This window comes from Mycoplasma sp. 1781 (genome assembly GCF_053851675.1).
On the sequence record NZ_JBSQBC010000009.1, the window covers coordinates 12,374 to 32,526 of the forward strand.

The following is a 20,153-nucleotide window of genomic DNA, read 5'->3' on the forward strand; positions in this document are numbered from 1 at the left end:
CCGGATTTTTAAATTTAGCTAATTGCTTCAATCTATCTCGAAATAATCATATTTTTTTTCTCTTGACTTCTTTTCTAATACCAAAAATGTTATTTTGTCTTCAAGTTCAAATTTGGTATTTTTTCTTAATGAATGACCTTTTTTTGACTCAATCCAACTTGAAAGAGTTTGATTCTTTTCCTTATCAGTTAATTGATAATCGAGATATTCATAAAGCTCCAATTGTTTTCATAAAACCTTCATTAAAACAGAACCCTTAGCTTCGCATCTTTCAAGACTAATTTCGTAGATTTGTTCATCATTGTCATATTCATCATATATTTCGCCAACGACTTCTTCAAGAATATCCTCGATAGTAATAATACCTATTGGTTTATCATCACTGTTAGTTTCAGTAACGAAGGCCATTTGTGCGCGCGATTGTCTCAACTTTTCAAGTGCTGATGATAAGATTGAGTTGGCAGAAACCTTAGGAACAGTTTTAATATAATTTAAAATATTTCCTTTTTTAAGAAAAAATATATCCTTAAGCAACAATATGCCAATTAAATTACCATCTTTTTCAACTGGTATTCGTGAATAATTAGTTTCTCTAAACATTTTTAGTGCTTCTTGCATAGTAGCCTTAGAACTGATAAAATCCACATTTTTCATTTTAATATAATGCTGTGAAACCTTAGTTGAATCAAGATCTAAGACATTTTGGGCCATTGCAGATTCTTTAAATTCCAAAACACCCTCATCATGTGCGATATTTAATAAGTTTTTAACATCCTCCTCAGTATTGGTAATATAAATCTTCTTTCCAATTTTAGAAATAGGATATGTTATGGGAATAAATATTCAATATAACATTTCAATAAACCAATAAAATGATTTAACGGTTTTTTCTGGATAGCGCTTTGCAACCAATTTTGGCAATATTTCAGCAAATAAAACAATAATTGGTGTCATTACAATTGTTGAAATAATTGATGCCAAGCCTGCCTTAGGAGCTCCAAAGGCTTGTGTTAAAAGATAAACTAATAATGTTGAAGAACCAATATTTACCAGATTATTAGCAATCAGAATGGTTCCGAGTGTTCTATTAAAGAAATTGTGCTGTTTTAGAATTATTTTATATCTTTTTTGATTCTTTTCAATCATTGTCTCGATTTTGGCCTTGGTTAAAGAAGTATATGCTGTTTCAGTTGCGGAAAAAATTCCAGAACAAGCGAGCAATATGGCTAGTAAAATTATTAATAAAGCGTAATGTCAAGGTTCGAGGTCCATCTAAATGTCTCCATACAAAAATTTAAAATATAACTATCATTAGTATTATATAATAGCAAAAATAATTATTATTTATATTTAAATATTTTATAATGTTATATTATGTTTAAATTTGAAGATGTTAGTATAGTGCAATTACCTAAAAAAATATTACGAGAAAAATCAAAAGATGTAGAAATTCCCTTATCACAAGAAAATATTGATTTGATTGAAAAAATGATTTTTCATGTCAGCGATAGTCAAAAACAAAATACAAAATTTAGACCAGCTGTCGGTGTCGCAGCTATTCAATATGGAATACCAAAAAACATATTTTATATTCTGATAGTTGATAATAATAACAATGTGATTTTTAATGATGCCATAATAAACCCAAAACTTATTGGTCACTCAGAGCATAAAATTGCCTTATCAGAAGGTGAAGGATGCCTAAGTGTTAGCGAAGATTGACCAAATCAGGAAGGCTTAGTCCCTAGATATGCAAGAGTTATTTTTGATGGATATTCATATATGGAAAAGAAATACAAAAGATTTGAAGCAAGTGGTTATAGCGCAATCGTATTTCAGCATGAATTTGACCATTTACAAGGTGGATTATTTATAGATAGAATAAATAAAAAGAGTCCATGAGCAAAAGACAAAGATTTGCAAGTTTTGTAATAGAAAAATAGGTTAGATAATAACCTATTTTTTTTATTAACCTTTTTCAAAAAATAATGGAACATCAAACTCTATTTCCTTTTGGTTATTGCCATAGTTAGGTTCGATATAAATGCCATATTGAGAATGGTATCTACCTAGTTTCTCTTTATTTGTAGATAAGGTAATAATTCTACCTTTAAATTTTATTCGTGTTGATGTTTTTCAATCTTCATTATCAAAACCCTCAATTTTTATTGGAGATGTAAATAAAATAGGGGAATAAAAATTATTAGTTTCTGTTACAAAGTTAGATACAACCGTCATTTGTTCAATGCCGTTATTTATCTTGTGTGGTTCACCAAAAGCTCAAGAATAATCAATTAATTTTGATGAGTCATTTTTAATAGAAGAAAATTTATCATTAAAGTCTTGTATAAATTTTCTAAATTCCGCTTTATATCTATTAATTTTTTCATTAGAAAATTTATCTTTTACATCAATAGGTAAAAACAACTTATAAGCGACCTTATTCTTAATTGATTCAATAAATTTACTATCAAATTGGTCTTGCTTTTTCTTTATTGTTTCTTCATTGAATTGTTTTGTTTTTAATGTTGTATAAATAGGAAAATTTCTAATAACAAATTCAGTATTTGTCCCTTCTTGATGTTTAAAAACAAGATCAACAAACAATGTATTTTTAGATAATGTATCAATTACAAAATTTTCAAATTCAATTTTCCATTTAACATTAGAATTTTTATTTTCAAAAATTGCATATTCACTTATTTCTTTTTGAACATTTTTTTTAAACAAAAGACTAATATTATCGGAATCACTATTATTAATAATTTTAGCCATGACACTTTCTGGAGTGCCATCAATTTTTATATCGTTGTTTATTTTTATATTAACATCTTTGTTTTTATTATTATTTAAATTAAATGAGTATTTTTTAACACTATTAAACCAATAAATAAGTGCTTTTTTAGGTTTTGTAAGTTGTATACTGACTGTTGCAATAATAACAGAAGAAAGCAAAGCACCTGAAAGTGATCAAAATAATATTTTTCTTATCTTCTTTGCTTTTGTTAGACGTTGAGCAACTTTTTTATGTTTTAATTGGTCTTCAAAGCTAACATCCTTGTCAATCGAATCAACCCAATCAAATTCCAAATCTTTGTTATCTTTTTTCATTAATCCCCAAATTCAAATTCCGTTGTTTTTTCATCAGTATCAACTAAACCAAACTCATCAATTATATTATCCGGTGTATTCTCTATCTTTTTAAAATCAACCTGTTTTTCCTGATCTGCTCTAACATTAGTTTCTTTTAATTCTTCAAATTCAAAATCATTTTCTTCAACACTAGATAATCCTAATAATTCAGTATTATTAAACTCATCTGTCTCATTGTTTAACTTGTTGGAATTTATTTTAAAATCATTAATTTCAGTTTTTGAGATAGTTTCATCATTTTCTTGATCAATTATATAGGTATCATCTTCCAAAAAATCAGATGATAAATTATTTAATGAAACTTCGCTATCTTCGAATTCTTCATGTGTATTTTCATTTAAATCCATAATAACATCGGAAGAATAATCTTCATTATCCTGAGCAACTTCCAAATCATCTTGCTTAAATTGTTCTACCTTAAAATCATCAGTAAGAGAGTCAATATCATCTGTCTCATCTGGATGAATTTCCAAATAATTATTTTGTTCTTCGAATTCATCAATTTCAACCGCTATTTGATTATGATTATCCATTTCTGCGACATAAAAATCATCGACGTCATCAATATGATCATTGTTTTTTGCCGTTTCATCACCTGTTTTTATATTATTTTCTTTCAAACTAACAATATTATTATCTTTTAGTTTAGTTTCTATATTCATATCTTCTTCTCCAGATTGAGGAATAAAATTAACTTCTTTATATTCTTTTAATTCATACATATTATTTTTTTGTAATTCTATAATAGCTTGATTTTCTACTTGTTGTTGTGATATCAATGCTTCTAAATATGCAAATATCTTATTTTTAATAATTGGCCATTCAATTTCAGAAATAGTAATAATCGGATATTCCTTAGATTCAAGAAACTTAATATTGTCTCTAAAAATAAGATATTTACGATAATCATTCTTATATAAAAAATTATCTAAAATAAATCCTTGAATAAGCTTGTTGTTAAGCTTATTAATTAAAACAATATCGATGGTTTTAGTTCCAACAGAGTAATCTGTCTGAAATTGAAGGTTTTTGTCATTAATAAAATTGCGAAGTTCATCTAGTACATCAACCTTAAATTTAATATCTTCGGGCAATGAAATAATTTTAGTAGCCAAAAAATCTTCAACCTCATCTAAATAATTTTTTTGCTCATCAATTGATAAGTCAAGAAATTTTAATCATTCCTTAAATACTATCATGTCAGCTGTTGATCGATCTGTAATTTCAATATCATCGGCATAAATCGATTTAACAACAAAGACCTTTTCTTTAGCGCGTGATATTGCCACATTAAGAGCATTTTTCCCGCCTTTTCTTGCAACGTATGTGTTATATAAAGCAGTATTTTTATCATACACAACTGACATAATAACCAAATCAGCTTCATCGCCTTGGATATTTTCAATATTTTTCAAAACAACTTTTTCACTATTTAGAGCATCTTCTAATTCTGGATCATTTCCGAATATTCTATTAAATAGATATTCTTGTTGTTTAACATTAAAAACTAAAATGATTATTTTGTTATATTTTTCAAGATTTTGCTTGCATAATTCAATAACCTTTTCACCCTCAGCAACATTCATGCTATTATCCCAAGTTCCATCAACTTGAAAAACCTCAATTGCTTTTTCATTAGAAACTGATAGTTCATAGTTATCAATAACATCAAGTTTTGATTCATAAAAATGCTTTGATGAAAAAGTCATTAATGTCGCCTTTTTAGAACGGTAATTTTTATCTAATAGCAGCGAATAAACACCTCTTGCCCTAGCATAATCTAGCAACGATTCAATATTGCCAAAGTCATCTTCTTCATCAAAACTATATGTCGCAGAGAATCATCTTGTGGGTTGCATTTGTTGGCTATCACCGGCAAGAATTTTTCGCTTTGCTAAATATAAAATTGGAATGCCCTTTTCAATAAACATTTGCGATGATTCATCAAGAATAGCAAAATCAAACTCCTGTTTAGATCACATCGACAAATCAAGTTCAGGGGTAGTAATAATTATTGGAAATAATATCTTAATCATCTCCTTATGTTTGTGAAAAAACTTGTAAGGCTTTAAATGGCCAGTTCTTATAGCCATAGCAAAGGAAGTATATTGCATTTTTTGCTCATCGCTAAAATTGGTCATCCGATCAAATGTTTTTTCAAGAAGCATCTTAACAATATTTTTATCATCATTTAAATAATTGGTTTTTTTGTTGAGAATTTTTTTATATTGTTTTTCAAAATTAGTAATTTCTTCAAATGAAACAAGATTTACATATTTAAGCGCCTCATCAATATCAATAGTCATTAAACTTTGATCATTCGATATTATTTCCGCCATGTTTTTAATTATTTTAGGAATAATACTAAAAATAGTGCATTTCTTATTAAAATTTTTTTCATATAGTTTTTTTATAATTAGCTTCTTATCACTAAATTCGCAACATTGATTATATTTAAGATTATGATCCATTTTTTTAAGGTTTTCATATGTTTGCACACTAAAATTACCATTCATTACCGCGCTATAAAAATTAATGATATTATCTATATTTTTAGTTTGCTTAATTAAATTTACATTATCAACATAACTTTCATCTTCATCGCTAAAAACACTAAGACCTTCTTCAGCATTTGAATTTTCATAATTTTCTAACAAATGAATAAATTCACGCAATGGCTTGTAAAAATTCTCGGGTCTCAGATTTTTATCATTTAATGCAAATAAGCAAAAAATAGAAAGCTTTTTTAGCCTGCTACGTAAAACGTCTAATGCTGCTTTCTTTTGGCTTACAACTAAGGCGGTGTAGCCTCTTGTCATAATATTAGTTATTAAATTAGAAATAGTTTGTGATTTCCCTGTCCCAGGAGGACCTCAAATAATTGTATCCTGATATAGTGACGAGATTGTTGCAACATCCTGAGAAAAATTAGTTTCTTGAATTTTAAAAAGCTTAAACTTGTTATCAAAAATTACTCTATTAACCTTTTCACGATATAAATTCTTATTAAAATTTGGATTTAAAATCTCATCAAACTCATCATTTTCAATAATTTTTTTCATTTGATTTCACAAATATCCTGACGAAACATTATAAAAACCAAGAACTATTCCGGGATAAAATTCTATTGAGCTATTTTCAATATTTTCAATTGTTAAATTTTTAATGCCTTCTTTCAAAGTTAAGGGCATATTGAAGAGTGGTTTTCAAGCATTTTTAAAACTTTCAAATACTTCACGAATTGATAGGTTATTAAAATCAAATGAGTCAACATTGAGCGAAAAGCCTTCTTGATTCAAGAACGTGACTAGCTTGCTATTTACTCTTATGTCAGAACTAGAACTTAAGGTAACCAATGAATTTTTAACTTCAACCAATATCTCTTTAAAAAATAATGGAGCATAAATTGTTTTATTTTCTGTTTTTATTGATATATAGAAAAAGCCTATATGCAAGGGCCAAATATTGGTTTCAATATTGATATTTTGCGCTTTATTTAAAATTTTCTTTCACTTAACAACTGATTTTTGAAACTCCGTTTCCTGACTAGCAACAATAATGGCTTTTGCTTTTTCAAAATTTGTACCAAGCATCTTAAATAAATTTTCTGGTATTCGTTTATTATAGTCTTCAAAAATAGCAATTACTTCATTCTTATTTTTAGCTTCATAAACCTTTGTTGCAATCATCCGATTTGCAATATCAGAAATCGTGCAATTTATATTAAAATTATTGTATATATGATCAAAGGTTTCTTCACCGAAATTTTTTAACACATCAAAATATTTTTCGTTATCAATTGAACTGTACAATGAAGAATCAAAGGTATCAATATTTAGCAGATTAGCCATTAACATTTGATATTTGGTATTGTTATTCATTTTAATTTACCTCATTAATTAAGTGCTCTATGTGTTTGGCTACATTACCGACTACAAAAGAAATAGTTTTACTTTGAATTGCAACTCCGGTTATACCATCAAGATTTTTTAATTGCGGTATAGCAATCTTGGTCTTATCAAAAAAATTAATTTTTAAAATTTTTTGTGTAGCTGATACCGATTTAATATTTTCTTTTCCACCTAATAGCGAAACAAATACATCAAAATTAAAACTTAATTTAGTTTCCTTTGAGAGATAATTCTTGGGTTTGGTTTGTCTAAATCTTTTCTTTCAATAAATTAAAATAAATCCAAAAGTAACTATGATTAAAAAGATATATAAAAATTTGTTTTTTGGGTTCATATTAACACCTTTTTCACTTAAAAATTTCTACTTTTAAATTATATTTTAATTTAAAATTAATATCAAAAAAACATTTAATTAATAGTAATTTTCAACAAAGATATCAAATAAAATTTATTAATTATTTTTTCAACTTAATTTAAGCATAAAAAAGTTATAATGTTGGATTATTAAATAATAAATTATTTAATATGATATTTTTAAAAAAGTTATAAAATTTATACAAGAATTTATTAAAAAAGAAGGCACAAAATGGACAAAAAAAGAGTTTTAAGTGGAATTACGGCTACAGGAAAATTAACCATAGCAAACTATATTGGAGCAATAAAAAATATGGTTAAATTGCAAGAAAATTATGATAGCTATATATTTATCGCTGATCTCCATGCTCTAACCCTCCCTATTGAACCACATATCCTTGAAGAAAATCGTAAAAATATATACGCTTTATTTATTGCCTGTGGAATTGATCCTGAAAAATCGACCCTTTTTTTTCAATCAGATGTTATGGAACATGGTTTAATGAACTGGTTAATTTTAACAAATACAACTATTGGTGAATTATCTAGAATGACTCAATTTAAAGATAAATCTCAAAAAGTAAAAAGTTCAAATGGTATGGAAACAATTCCGACAGGACTTTTAATGTATCCAACATTGATGGTTGCTGATATTCTCTTATATGATGCTGATTTAGTGCCTGTCGGAATTGATCAGAAGCAGCATGTTGAATTAACAAGAAATATAGCTCAAAGACTAAATAATAAATTCAATATTAAATTCAAGGTTCCTGAGCCATATATACCGGAAGTTGGGGCAAAAATTATGTCACTAGTTGACCCAACTAAAAAAATGTCAAAATCAGATGCAAATGAAAAATCAGCAATTTATTTATTGGACGATCCTGAATTAGGATATAAAAAAATAATGAAAGCAGTTACTGATTCTGAAGGAAAAATTTACATCTCAGACGATAAGCCGGGCATTAAAAATTTATTATCAATTTATTCTTCACTTAAAGATATAGACTTAACGGAAGCTGAACAACATTTCAAAGAAAAAAATTATGGTGAATTAAAGCAAGAAGTGGGCACCTTAGTTAAAGATTTTTTAACTAAAATTCAATCAAAATACAATGAAGTAATAAAAGATATCGAAAAAAAAGCAAAAAAGGGAGCACAAAAGGCTTCAAAAACTGCTTCAATTACTCTTAAAAAATTTATGAAAGGCCTAGGTTTAAATAATGAAATCAAATAATAAATTAAATCACTCAACTAGTCATCTATTAGCTGCAGCAATTTTAAAAATGTATCCAAATACAAAACTGGCAATTGGTCCTGCTATCGAGGAGGGTTTTTACTATGACTTTGAATTTGAAAATCCAATTTTTGAATCAGACTTACCTCGAATTGAAAAAACAATGAAAAAACTAGCTGAACAAGGTTATGAAATGAAAAAAGTCGAAAAAGACTTTTTCTCTTTTGAGAATCAACCCTACAAGCAAGAATTATATGATAAATTCGTAAATGAAAAAAAAGAAATAACCTTCTTTCAATTCAAACACCCAAAAACTAATGAAATTTTATTCACAGATCTTTGCGCTGGTGGGCATATCGAAAATACTAAAGAAATTAAACATTTTAAGTTGCTATCAATTGCAGGGGCCTATTGAAGGGGTGATTCTAATAACAAAATGCTAACAAGAATCTATGGTACTTCGTGAGAAAATAAACAAGAACTTGATGATTACATAGAAATTCTAAAAGAAAGAAGGGAAAGAGACCACCGCAAAATAGGCAAGGATCTAAACCTTTTTATGTTTAGCCAACTGTCAGGCCAAGGTTTCCCAATTTGACTTGAAGATGGAATGAAAATTCACAATTCAATCCAAAGATATGTTTTAAAGTTAGATAAAAAATTTGGTTTCACCGAGGTTTTAACTCCTCATTTTGGAGAAAAAAAATTATATGAAATGAGTGGTCACTGATCACATTATCAAGACGTTATGTTTAGTCCTATATTGATGGATAATGAAACTCTTGTGGCACGCCCTATGACTTGTCCGCATCATATAATCTTATTTAATTCAACAAGACGTTCATATCGCGATTTACCTATACGATATTCTGAACAATCTAGGTTGTACCGTTATGAAAAATCAGGTGCCCTTTCTGGATTAGAAAGAGTTAGATCTATGGATTTAACCGAAGGACATATTTTTGTTAGACCAGACCAAATTAAATCTGAATTTAAACACCTTTATAAAATGATTCTACAGGCACTCAAAGATTTTAAAATTGAAATAGACCATGTTTCGCTTTCCTTAAGGGACCCAAATGATGAAGAAAAATTCTTTAAGGATGATCAAATGTGAAACAAAGCCGAAAATGACCTTCGTGAAGTATTAAGAGAATTAAACATTGAATACAAGGAATTTATAGGTGAAGCAGCTTTTTATGGTCCAAAAGTCGATTTTCAAGTTAGAACTGCGTTAAATAGAATAATAACAATGTCAACACTTCAACTTGATTTCTTGCTCCCTCATAGATTTAACATGAAGTTTGTTAATGATAATGAAGAATTTGAAACACCTGTTTTAATTCATCGTGGCTTAATTGGAACTTATGAAAGATTTATCGCTACATTATTGGAACAAACCAAAGGTATTCTACCGTTTTGATTAAGTCCAAGACAAGTTACAATAATGCCAATTGTAAGTGATTTAAATGATTATTGTCAATCTCTATTTGAGGAATTTTTGGATTTAGATTTTAATGTTAATGTTGACTTAAGAAACGAAAGAATAAATAAAAAAATTCGCGATGCACAAATTCAAAAATCTAAATTTATAGTTATTATCGGACGCCAAGAGGTTGAAAATAACAAATTAGCTGTAAGAGAATATGGCAGTGAAAAAACCGAAATATATTCAAAAGAAGAATTTATAACTAAATTATCAATGCTGAAACGCGAATTAAAATAATTTAAAAAGTTAGGTAGCCCTAACTTTTTTAAAAATTTTTACTTTTTATATATCTAATTTAGATTATAGCCTTTACACGTAATACAATTAAAATAATGTTAACAATAATTAATAATGTTAATATTGTGAATAAAGCAAGGAAAGCTCTTTTTTCACGTCATAAACCAAGTTTTTTATTGTGAGGCATTGCTTTGCATGATGAACATGAGCTCATTGCTTCTTCAGCAAAACCTGTAATAATGTATTCATGAGTCATTGATGAATTGCCTTCGTTTTCTAAATGAAATGAAACAACTAATGTATTGCCTAACTGTTTAACCTTTTCAATAATTGTTATGTATTTTGAAAATGATTTAACATCAAGAGCCGAAACTTGTGAAGCCTTTCTTGTTTCAATATTTTCAACATAAAAAGTTGTTTGTGATGCTTCTGCTTCTAAATCGATCATAGGGGTAGTTTTCATCTTTTTAACTGGCATTGGTTTATCCACCAAATCCTCCTTTTCAATATATTCAATAGCCTTTTCATTTTCAACTTTAACTTCTAATATTTTTTCAATTATGTTACGAGCTTTCTTTATATCAACACTTCCACGGTAGGCCCCGTCTTGATGAAATCACACACGAGTATCATTTTTTGATTTTTCACTAACTCTAATAAATTCTGAAACAGCATCAACAAATTCAGTAAAATTACCTGAAATTTTTTGATTTGCTTTTTTGAAATTAAATGACACTTTTTTATCATCACCAATCTTTTCAGAAATGTAATATCTTTCTAGTTTACTTTTGGTCATTATTTCCTTTCTATTGTTTTATATTTTATATAATATTATGCTTTAATTATAGACAAAAAAAATAATTTAATTCATTTATATAAACAATTTTTATTTTTTTAAGATACTAAATACTAAAAAAGCAATCATTTTCAATAAACAAGCAATGTTTTAGCAATACTTCTTATAAGAACATCAAACTAAAATTCAAGACGTTTATTATTTAATAATTCAACAATTTTTTCAACATTTTCAGGAGTTATTATAGGCTTTAATTGGCGCTTTGCATCATTCATAAAACTTGATAAATCTTTGAGTTTAGAGAAGCCTAAATATCCTGGATAATTATTAATATCAATTTTATCGATATCTTCAAATATTAAAATGCCAATCACTGGAAGATTATTAGGAAGTAAAGGAAGTAAATTATCAATATTTTTATTCAAATCCCAAAATAAGTTATTAATACAATATTTGGCTTTGGGCGTAGTCAAAAACCATTCACGATTATTATAATCACCTTCAACTAGCATAGCATTATCTTTTATATTTTTAATAACAAAAAGACCATAGCTATTTATAATTAGGGCACCACTAATAAAGGAGTCAAATTTTTCAGGTCTATATTTACCTTCCTTTATATATTTCGTGTTAGGTATAAACCTACTTATTTTCTTAATTTCGGTGTTTAGATCAACTTTATTAATTTCACTTTCTTCATTTTGCATTTCACTTCTTTTTTTGTTTTTGAAATGTCTTATAATAAAAATTAAGTCAATGATTAATATTATTGCTAACATTGTGTAAATAACAATCAACAACACCACAGCTTGTTTTTCCATTTATAAATTTCTCCTTAGACTAAAATGTGTCTTTTTTGTTTTTTATCAAGTTCACGAAAATTGGGGATAAATGATTCTAACAAATCCCGAAATGCTTTTGAGTGATTTGGATGAATTATATGGCAGATCTCATGATAGGCAACATATCTTATTATTTCTTCACTAAAATGAATTAATTTATTGCATATGCTTATCCTATACGTCCTTATATTTATTGAAGCTCAGGAAGTATTTTTTTTCATAACAATAAATTTTAGATTGTATTCTTCACCAACAATTTTTTTATATGCTTCATCAGCATAAAATTTAAATACGGCAATTAGTTTTTTATTCAATTGATCATTTACATAAGTTTCAGCTAATAAAGGAGTTATTTTTTTTGAGATTTTTATTGACCCAAATTTTTCATCATCAAAAATGATAAGATTTTCTCTTATTTTAAAATTAACTTTTTTGCCTAAGTAATAAAATGTTTTCTTATTATAATCAACACCAAGAAAATATTGATTATCAATATTAATTTTTTGAGTTATTTTTAATATTGTTTCATCCACAAATCTTCAACATTCCTTCGAACATAATTTTATAATTGAACCTTGCAAAACATAATAATTATTTTCTTGCAATAGCAAAAAGGAATTATCGTAAGTATAATAAAGTTTTATTAAATATTTTTCTTTATTTATTATTCTATAAACAGTCATATTAGGGCTTTTCATATAAAAATATTTTAATAAATTAAAATAAATAATGTGTAATTATTAAAAAAAGTAACAAAAAACAAAAATAGTAACTAAATACAAAAAAATATTGCGTTTTTATGTAAAATTAGTATGCTAATTATTTTTTTTAGCAAGAAAGGCAAAAAAATGGCAAACATTAAATCAAAACAAAAAGCAATATTATCTAACGAAAAAGCTAACGCACGTAACTCAGCTATTAAATCAACTGTAAAGACTGCTATCAAAAAAGCTAAATTAGCAGCAACATCACAAGATGAAAAAGCAGCTGAATTAGTTGCTAAAGCACACCATGAAATTGATAAAGCTGTTTCAAAGGGTGTTTTACACCAAAATAATGGTGCAAGAAAAGCTAGCCGTTTAGATGCATTTATTGCTAAATCAAAGAATTAATTCTTAATAAATAATTTTTTAAAAACCGGAAAATTCCGGTTTTTATTTTTTTGCATATTTATTAATCTTAATATGCTTTTCTTTTTTAATATTAAAGACAATTACATATTCGCCCTTAATTGGCTCATTTTCTAATAATTTAATAATTTCATTTGGAGTCCCGCGATAATCTTTTTCAAAAAGTTTGGTTAACTCTTTGCATAAGTAAATATCAACTTTTTTAGAAAAAACTTCATCAAAATCTTTTAATGTACTTATTAGCTTATATGGCGATATATACGCCACATAAACACCCTCATTAATTTTTTTTAACTGATTAATTCTCTCACCACTTTTATCTTTCAAAAAACCAATAAAGTTAAATGTAGATCCAAAGTTAGATTTTATGAATGCATGAGTAAATGCAGTAACTCCCCCTATAACATCGACAAAAATTCCATTTTTATTCGCTTCACTAATTAAATTAAAACCAGGATCAGAAATGCAAGGCATACCAGCATCAGAAATTAAAGCAACTTTTTTTCCAGATAATATATAGGAAATAACACGGGGAGCCAATTCTTTCTCATTAAACTTATGATAAGAAATCAATTTTTTGCCTGTTATTTTAAAATTATTTAATAACTTCTTACTTACTCTTATATCTTCGCACAAGATAATTTCGACTTCATTTAGAATTCTAATAGCGCGTAAGGTTATATCTTCTAAGTTTCCAATGGGGGTTCCGACGATATAAATTTTAAAATCCATAGAACTCCTCTAATTTCAACAATAAAATAGCCTTTTGTAGATTAAAGTTTGCTGCATTTTTTAGATTTACTTTAGTTTCTTGAAGAACACATAATATTTTATAAATAGGAACATAATCAAATGATGTTGGTTGTATTTTATAATCATTCAAGATTAGTAAATCATTAAATCCTTTTTTTACTTTATATATATCCATAAATGCCATGATCATAAAATTTATGATTACTTCCTTATTATCATAATTAAAATGACTAATAATTTTAACTAATAATTTTTGCGGCTCTTTATTGGAATTAACTATTGACTTGCTTAATTCTGTAAAAATAGGAATAATGTCTTCATTATATTCACTATTTGTATGAACAAAAAAATTCTTAAATGGCTTAAATTCATTAATATCTCTTGTATTTAAGGTATTATTTAATTCAATAATGAATGCACGTGATTTAATTGTACTTATAACCTGAGAAATATAATTACAAGACATTAAAACAACGGTGTTTTGGGGTGGATTTTCTAAAAACTTTAAGAGACTATTAAGTGATTGCTGTGTACCATTTTCAACAGTATCAATTATTAGTATTTTTTTCTTATTTTTAGATAACAACGATGTTTCAGTTGTTTCATTCATAACATCAAGAATATTTTCTTTGCCAATTGTATTTTTTCTTCCATCCACATAAAAGTAAATATCGCCTAGTTTAATGTCGCTAATTTTTTCAAAACATTCACCATTAACATTATTAATAAAATACAAAAAATATTCATCAAAACTTTTAATATTTTTTGATGAAAATAAATAAACTTGCCCTAATTTTTGCTCTAAGAGAGAGTTATCAATTATTTTTTTAAAAACAAAATCAATCATTATAAAATATTTTCTTTTTTAAGAATTTCTAAAACTTTCTCATATAAATCAATAATAGAACAATTTGCATCAATAACACGGTATCTAGAGCGGTTTTTTGCAATAACCTTATTATAAGCCTCTCGCAAAGAAAAATAATATGATACATCGGAAGTCTCGAGTCTATCCATTCCTTCACGCATCTTAGTAATTCTTTCAACCGATACAGAGGGTTCAAGATCAAAAAATATTATTAAATCAGGTTCAGTTTTATTTGTTGCTATTTGGTTAATTATTTCTACTTTTTCCAAGCCAGCATCACCTAAAACTCCTTGATAAACATATGATGATGTTGTATAACGATCTGTAATTACATGTTTTTCTTCCTGCAAGGCAGGCCATATACCTTTTTCAAGATTTAAGCGTCTACTTGTCGCAAAAAGCAAAGCATCAACCATCGAGCTAAATGAATTTTCATTATCAAGAATTAATTGTCGAATGTGTTCAGCCTCTTTTGAAAAAGCAGATCCTGGTTCTCTAGTAAATACAAAATTATCAATTAATCCATCCTTAATAAGATCATTCTTTAGCATTTGAATAATAGTTGTTTTTCCAGATCCGTCCATGCCTTCAAAAGCAATAAATTTACCTGTTCGACCCATAAATACTCCTACACCTTTTTCTTGTTTAATATTGACTGTTTTAACGAAATCGGATCGGCGGCATCGATTGACATTCCGAAAGGAATTCCAACAGATAGCTGATACAGATCCTTATTTTTTAATTCATCTCGTATCTTTTTCTCAAGAAATTTCATTGTTATTTGGCCATTTATATCAGTATTTAAAGCTAAAATAATTTCATCATTTTTTGATGCTACACTTAATAAATGGTTGATTTTTTTAGTTGTTTCATTACTAATTTGTTTAGTATTGATATATTCATTAAAAACAAAATATTTGCCTTTTTCAATGTCCAACTGCTCAATTTTTTCAATATCATTGTTATCTTGGACTACAAAAAGTTTTTTACCTCTTTTTTTATCTAAACAAATATCACAAATATCCTTAGTAGTATATGCTAAGCATTGTGTACACTTCTTGGTTTGCTTTTGTAAGTCTATAATATCCAAAAACAATGTACTTGTGTATTCTGGATTAACCTCAAGAAAATAAGTCACAATTTTGCCTGCCTGCTTTTTTGAAATACCAGGTATCATCTTTAGAGCTTCAACGATTTTATCTCTAAGTTGTAAATTCATTAAAATGGTAACCCGCTATTGGAATACTTTGCCCCAATTTCATCATATGCAGCTTCAATTTTTTCAAGAGCCTCATTAACTGCAAGCATAACTAAATCCTGTATTAATTCAGGATCCTCAGGATCTATTAATGCTTCATTTATAATAATCTCTGTAATTTTTCTTTGGCCACTCATTGTAACCTTGATTCCTTGCTTTTCAACAACAAACTTTTGTTGAGCAACAGCTTGCTCATCCTTTTCCATTTCTCCTTGAATTCTCTTTGCATTCTTTAACATTTCATTAATGTTCATAATAATTCTCCTTACTTTTTTTAATTTCCTTATGTCTTCACAATATCGCCAAATAATTTCTTAGCAAATTCTACATTGGGATTTTGTTTATTTTTATACTTATCTAAATTTGGCAAATTAATAATTTTAATTTCTTCGCCTTTTTTGCTTGCTCAATTTTCTTTACAATATTTTATAGCATTATCAAGCTGGTTACGCGTTATTGCAACAACATTTGTGTATCTACCAAAAATACTATTAACAGCCTCAATAAAATCAGGGCTAGTTCTTTTTAAATTTAGTTGATGAACCCTTGCAATGTCTTCGCTTTTTAAAACAATGAGGTCATCCATACTATAAAATATTTTAAAATCTGACAACAAAGGAATCAAATATCCAAGTTCCTTCTTAATTCTTCTTTCAATCATATTGTAATACATAGTATCAATATCTGTCTTAGCCTTGGAATCGTAATTATAAATCTTCATTCGCACGTATTGGTAAATAAAAACAAGTGAATTAACCTCATCTTGGTCTAACTCTGCCTTAAGGATTTCGACAGTCTTAGAAGGGGCAAGATCATTATACTCAGCACTAATAATATCATTTAATAAATCTAAATTCTCATATTCCTTGGCCGTTTCTACAATAAGAATTTCTGATGTTTTTTCAAGCAATTGATCAACATTTATTTCTTCAATTCCAACATCTTTGAGCTCTTTTTTGATTGATTGTGTGCTAATTTCATTAGGAGATTCAAATTGATTAGAAATGCTTTTAAGATCAAAAATTGAATTAAATTGTTTATGATTATCATTATTAGCAATTTCATCATCAACCAGTTGGAAATCATTATTCAAATTATCTTGATGAACTTTTTCTTTATTATTAAATGAAAAATTATTATCTTCAATATTTTTTTTGATAATCCCATCATTTAAATTATTTTTCTTATAAGAAGACATCTTTAATAAATAAAGATCAATAAGTTCTTTGGGAATATCAGAATTTTTTGAATCTCTTATTGCGCTTTGAATTAATTCTATATATTTAAATAAAGCTTCATCATCAATATCAAGTTCACTAAGTTGCTGTATGTTAGCAAACTCTAATAATGATTCGTCATGAGTTTTTTTCATAATTATATAGTCTTTAAATGCCTTAAATATTTGTAGAACAATTTTTTCAATGCTAGCGCCATTTTCAACCAAATAATTAAACTTGTCGATTAAAGGCTTATGCTCGTTGGCACATATACATTTTATTAAGTATCAGATATTTTGAAAATCCACTATTCCGAAGAGCCTTTCTATTGCTTCTTTAGTTATTTCTTCATTTGCACAATAAATAGCGACTTGATCAGCAATACTTAACGTGTCTCTAAAACTACCATTACCCAAATCAACAATTAACTTAATGGCATCATCCTTTGCTACTATATTTTCTCTCTTAAAGATATTAACAAGCTGATTAAATAATACTTTTTTATCAATCTTTTTAAAGTTAAACCTTTGAACACGACTTAATATTGTTAGCGGGATCTTCTGAGGATCAGTAGTTGCTAAAATAAATATAGCATGTTTTGGCGGTTCCTCGAGAGTTTTTAGAAGAGCATTAAAAGCTGCTTTTGATAACATATGGACTTCATCAATAATATAAATTTTATATTTACCATTCGTAGGCAAATGTTTGATTTTCTCTTTAAGTTCTCGAATATCTTCAATTCCGGTATTTGAAGCAGCATCGATTTCAATAATATCAATATTATTATCAATCGATTTAATGCATTCTAAACATGGACTTTCTGAGCTACGGTGGATACAATTAATAGCATTTGCAAAAATCTTTGCTGTCGAAGTTTTACCATTACCATGCGGACCACAAAATAGATAGGCATGGCCAATTTTGTTTTCATGAATAATATTTTTTAGTGTCTCTACTATGTGTTGTTGTCCACAAATTTCCTCAAATGTCTTTGGACGATATTGACGATATAGAGCTAAATATTTTTTTGTGATCACAGAACTCTCCCTAAACATAAATAATATATTTTATACCAATGTTTTAAATTTAAAAAACACAATAACCTTTAGTTAAAGGTCTATCAAAAAAGCAAAGGTATTCTATGCTATTATTGTATTAAATTATATAAGCAAAAATTATCAAAACTTCTTTTTTTAAAAAAATCATGTTAACATAAAACAAACTATTATTATTGAAATTAAAAAACATTTACTAAGTTCTAACTAATAGTAAAAAGTATTTATTTTAATATATATAATAATAAATATGAATAAAATTGATAACCTAATCAAGTCACAAATTAAGCGCAATTTCTACACTTTCTTTGTATTAGTAATAGTAGCTCTATTGGCATCCGTTATACAAATAATTGCTTCAGCATTATTAAAAAAAGACATCAATAAAAATTTATTAATTGGAATATTAGCTATAATTACACTAACAAATATTATTATGTTGTTAACTAGCCTTAGCTATATGCCAATATTTAAGGAAAGAAAAAATCTTAATCATAATAAATTATTAAAAACCGTTTTTGGTCTAGTTATTGCTTTAATTGCTTTTATTTTAATTTTTTTTCTGCTAATATTTCTAATCAATGGGACTCACCAGGCTATAATAAATGCTTACTTACAAAAAAATCTACATAGTAGGGAAAAGAATATTAATTTATTCATGAATTTAAAAATAATCAAGTTAATTTTTGATTCTCTTCTAATTTTAAATATAATTACAATATTGGGAATAAATATTACAATTAAAAAAAGAGGTGGCATCTTAAATGAAATACGTTAAATCATGCGGCGCAGTAGTGTTAAATAATATTGAATCTAAATTATATGTTTTGCTTGTTCAACAAACAGCCGGCCATTGGACTTTTCCTAAGGGACATATGGAAAAAAATGAGACAGAGATCGAAACAACACTAAGAGAAGTTAAAGAAGAAACAAATGTTGATATTGAAATCATTGATGGCTTTAAAGAAAAAACAACATATTCTCCATTCAAAAACACAACTAAAGATGTTATATTTTTTTTAGCAAAACCAAAAAATTTTGATATAAAAAATAAGCCGGGAGAAATAGAAATAGTTGAGTGAGTTGGAATTGAAGAAGCTATGGTGAATCGCATTACTCATGACTCAAACCGGGAAGTGCTCCAAAAAGCTGTAAATTACTACATCACCAATTGTTGAAAATATAATAAATAAAATCTGGATTTAATCCAGATTTTTTATTATTTCTTTCCGCCAGGGATATCAAATATATCAATGATAGGTGCGTGACCTTGAATTCCGCCTGAAAATAAATTGTAAAGATCACCTCATTTTGTATCTTCATTTATGATGGTTTCTTTTTTAGAGGATGTTGATTCACTTTTTTGTTCTTGTTTTTGTTTAGATTCTGTTTTTAGTTTAGTTTGCATTTGACTAGGTTCATCATCCTCATCTCACGGAACATTTAACTCAGGCTCATCTTTCGGCACTTCAGTATCGTATAAATTATCATTATGGATAGTTATATCCTTATTATTGTGTGAATTATCTATTGAAAATCCAAATCTTTGTCCTTTTCCTTCTTTCGCCTTATCGTATTTGTTATACAAGTATCTATTAAAAAATGTGTCAATAATTCTTTTAATTTCATCATTAGAAGGATCGTTGTAATCAATTTCAATTTTTGGAGCTTCATTTTTTATATTATTTATAAGATTATTGTTAGTGTTAATTAAATCAACTGAGTCTAGTTTAATAGCATTCTTAATTAATAGATCTTTAATTGGTTTATTTTGTTTTATTAAGTCTGTAAGAACTTCTTTTGAATGATGTTTCTTTAAATCTTCATAAACAATTTTAATATTATCGCCAAAC

20 protein-coding genes are annotated in these 20,153 nt (G+C 27.2%); 6 read left to right on the plus strand and 14 right to left on the minus strand.

Annotated features, from left to right (window positions below; all coding sequences use genetic code 4):
• Window positions 1-18 precede the first annotated feature (18 nt).
• Window positions 19-1,272: a hemolysin family protein gene (locus tag ACWXVP_RS02145; protein ID WP_456012859.1), complete on the minus strand. Its 1,254-nt coding sequence runs from the start codon at window positions 1,270-1,272 to the stop codon at window positions 19-21.
• 102 nt (window positions 1,273-1,374) lie between these two features.
• Here ACWXVP_RS02145 and def point away from each other — a divergent pair, with 102 nt between their 5' ends.
• On the plus strand, window positions 1,375-1,932 hold the full coding sequence (gene def, locus ACWXVP_RS02150) for a peptide deformylase (RefSeq protein WP_438340696.1): 558 nt from the start codon (window positions 1,375-1,377) through the stop codon (window positions 1,930-1,932).
• A 36-nt stretch (window positions 1,933-1,968) separates the two neighbouring features.
• Here def and ACWXVP_RS02155 read toward each other — a convergent pair whose 3' ends face one another.
• The 3 genes from ACWXVP_RS02155 to ACWXVP_RS02165 are packed head-to-tail and all read right to left on the minus strand — an operon-like array spanning window position 1,969 to window position 7,398.
• Window positions 1,969-3,111 (minus strand): hypothetical protein, encoded by a 1,143-nt coding sequence (locus ACWXVP_RS02155; protein ID WP_456012860.1) that lies wholly within the window; start codon window positions 3,109-3,111, stop codon window positions 1,969-1,971.
• Window positions 3,111-7,034, minus strand: a complete 3,924-nt coding sequence (locus ACWXVP_RS02160) for an AAA domain-containing protein (RefSeq protein WP_456012861.1) — start codon at window positions 7,032-7,034, stop codon at window positions 3,111-3,113. The genes ACWXVP_RS02155 and ACWXVP_RS02160 overlap by 1 nt, the downstream gene beginning before the upstream one ends.
• A gap of 1 nt (window position 7,035) precedes the next feature.
• On the minus strand, window positions 7,036-7,398 hold the full coding sequence (locus ACWXVP_RS02165; protein ID WP_438340693.1) for a hypothetical protein: 363 nt from the start codon (window positions 7,396-7,398) through the stop codon (window positions 7,036-7,038).
• A 252-nt stretch (window positions 7,399-7,650) separates the two neighbouring features.
• Here ACWXVP_RS02165 and trpS point away from each other — a divergent pair, with 252 nt between their 5' ends.
• Window positions 7,651-8,655, plus strand: coding sequence for a tryptophan--tRNA ligase (trpS, locus tag ACWXVP_RS02170; protein WP_438340692.1), 1,005 nt, complete (start codon window positions 7,651-7,653; stop codon window positions 8,653-8,655).
• Entirely contained in the window at window positions 8,642-10,381 is a 1,740-nt protein-coding gene (gene thrS, locus ACWXVP_RS02175) for a threonine--tRNA ligase (RefSeq protein WP_456012863.1), read from the plus strand. Before trpS ends, thrS begins: the two co-directional genes overlap by 14 nt.
• A 58-nt stretch (window positions 10,382-10,439) precedes the next feature.
• Here the strand turns inward: thrS and ACWXVP_RS02180 are convergent, their stop codons facing one another.
• The 3 genes from ACWXVP_RS02180 to ACWXVP_RS02190 form a co-directional block, all read right to left on the minus strand.
• On the minus strand, window positions 10,440-11,177 hold the full coding sequence (locus tag ACWXVP_RS02180) for a hypothetical protein (RefSeq protein ID WP_438340690.1): 738 nt from the start codon (window positions 11,175-11,177) through the stop codon (window positions 10,440-10,442).
• A 179-nt stretch (window positions 11,178-11,356) separates the two neighbouring features.
• Window positions 11,357-11,998, minus strand: coding sequence for a hypothetical protein (locus ACWXVP_RS02185; RefSeq protein ID WP_444705045.1), 642 nt, complete (start codon window positions 11,996-11,998; stop codon window positions 11,357-11,359).
• A gap of 14 nt (window positions 11,999-12,012) precedes the next feature.
• A complete protein-coding gene (locus ACWXVP_RS02190; RefSeq protein ID WP_456012865.1) occupies window positions 12,013-12,717 on the minus strand; it encodes a YgjP-like metallopeptidase domain-containing protein in 705 nt (234 codons plus the stop codon).
• A gap of 150 nt (window positions 12,718-12,867) precedes the next feature.
• Between ACWXVP_RS02190 and rpsT the strand changes: the two genes are divergently transcribed.
• Window positions 12,868-13,131 (plus strand): 30S ribosomal protein S20, encoded by a 264-nt coding sequence (gene rpsT / locus ACWXVP_RS02195; protein ID WP_438340687.1) that lies wholly within the window; start codon window positions 12,868-12,870, stop codon window positions 13,129-13,131.
• Between the two features lie 42 nt (window positions 13,132-13,173).
• Here the strand turns inward: rpsT and rsmI are convergent, their stop codons facing one another.
• From rsmI to dnaX, 6 genes are read right to left on the minus strand one after another with little or no spacing between them, the layout of a single operon-like run.
• On the minus strand, window positions 13,174-13,881 hold the full coding sequence (gene rsmI / locus ACWXVP_RS02200; protein WP_456012866.1) for a 16S rRNA (cytidine(1402)-2'-O)-methyltransferase: 708 nt from the start codon (window positions 13,879-13,881) through the stop codon (window positions 13,174-13,176).
• On the minus strand, window positions 13,871-14,749 hold the full coding sequence (locus ACWXVP_RS02205; protein ID WP_456012868.1) for a hypothetical protein: 879 nt from the start codon (window positions 14,747-14,749) through the stop codon (window positions 13,871-13,873). The genes rsmI and ACWXVP_RS02205 overlap by 11 nt, the downstream gene beginning before the upstream one ends.
• Window positions 14,749-15,390 (minus strand): dTMP kinase, encoded by a 642-nt coding sequence (gene tmk / locus ACWXVP_RS02210; RefSeq protein WP_456012870.1) that lies wholly within the window; start codon window positions 15,388-15,390, stop codon window positions 14,749-14,751. The genes ACWXVP_RS02205 and tmk overlap by 1 nt, the downstream gene beginning before the upstream one ends.
• 8 nt (window positions 15,391-15,398) lie before the next feature.
• Window positions 15,399-15,989: a toprim domain-containing protein gene (locus tag ACWXVP_RS02215; protein WP_438340683.1), complete on the minus strand. Its 591-nt coding sequence runs from the start codon at window positions 15,987-15,989 to the stop codon at window positions 15,399-15,401.
• Complete coding sequence (locus ACWXVP_RS02220) at window positions 15,989-16,282, minus strand: YbaB/EbfC family nucleoid-associated protein (RefSeq protein ID WP_438340682.1); 294 nt, start codon at window positions 16,280-16,282, stop codon at window positions 15,989-15,991. Before ACWXVP_RS02220 ends, ACWXVP_RS02215 begins: the two co-directional genes overlap by 1 nt.
• Window positions 16,283-16,311: 29 nt before the next feature.
• Entirely contained in the window at window positions 16,312-18,282 is a 1,971-nt protein-coding gene (gene dnaX / locus ACWXVP_RS02225; RefSeq protein WP_456012872.1) for a DNA polymerase III subunit gamma/tau, read from the minus strand.
• A 268-nt stretch (window positions 18,283-18,550) separates the two neighbouring features.
• Between dnaX and ACWXVP_RS02230 the strand changes: the two genes are divergently transcribed.
• Together ACWXVP_RS02230 and ACWXVP_RS02235 are read left to right on the plus strand one after the other, a co-directional pair.
• Window positions 18,551-19,078, plus strand: a complete 528-nt coding sequence (locus ACWXVP_RS02230) for a hypothetical protein (RefSeq protein ID WP_455966076.1) — start codon at window positions 18,551-18,553, stop codon at window positions 19,076-19,078.
• Window positions 19,065-19,493, plus strand: coding sequence for a bis(5'-nucleosyl)-tetraphosphatase (locus ACWXVP_RS02235; protein WP_438340679.1), 429 nt, complete (start codon window positions 19,065-19,067; stop codon window positions 19,491-19,493). Before ACWXVP_RS02230 ends, ACWXVP_RS02235 begins: the two co-directional genes overlap by 14 nt.
• Window positions 19,494-19,519: 26 nt before the next feature.
• Here the strand turns inward: ACWXVP_RS02235 and ACWXVP_RS02240 are convergent.
• The coding region (locus tag ACWXVP_RS02240) for a hypothetical protein (protein ID WP_456012874.1) at window positions 19,520-20,153 on the minus strand (634 nt) is incomplete at its 5' end.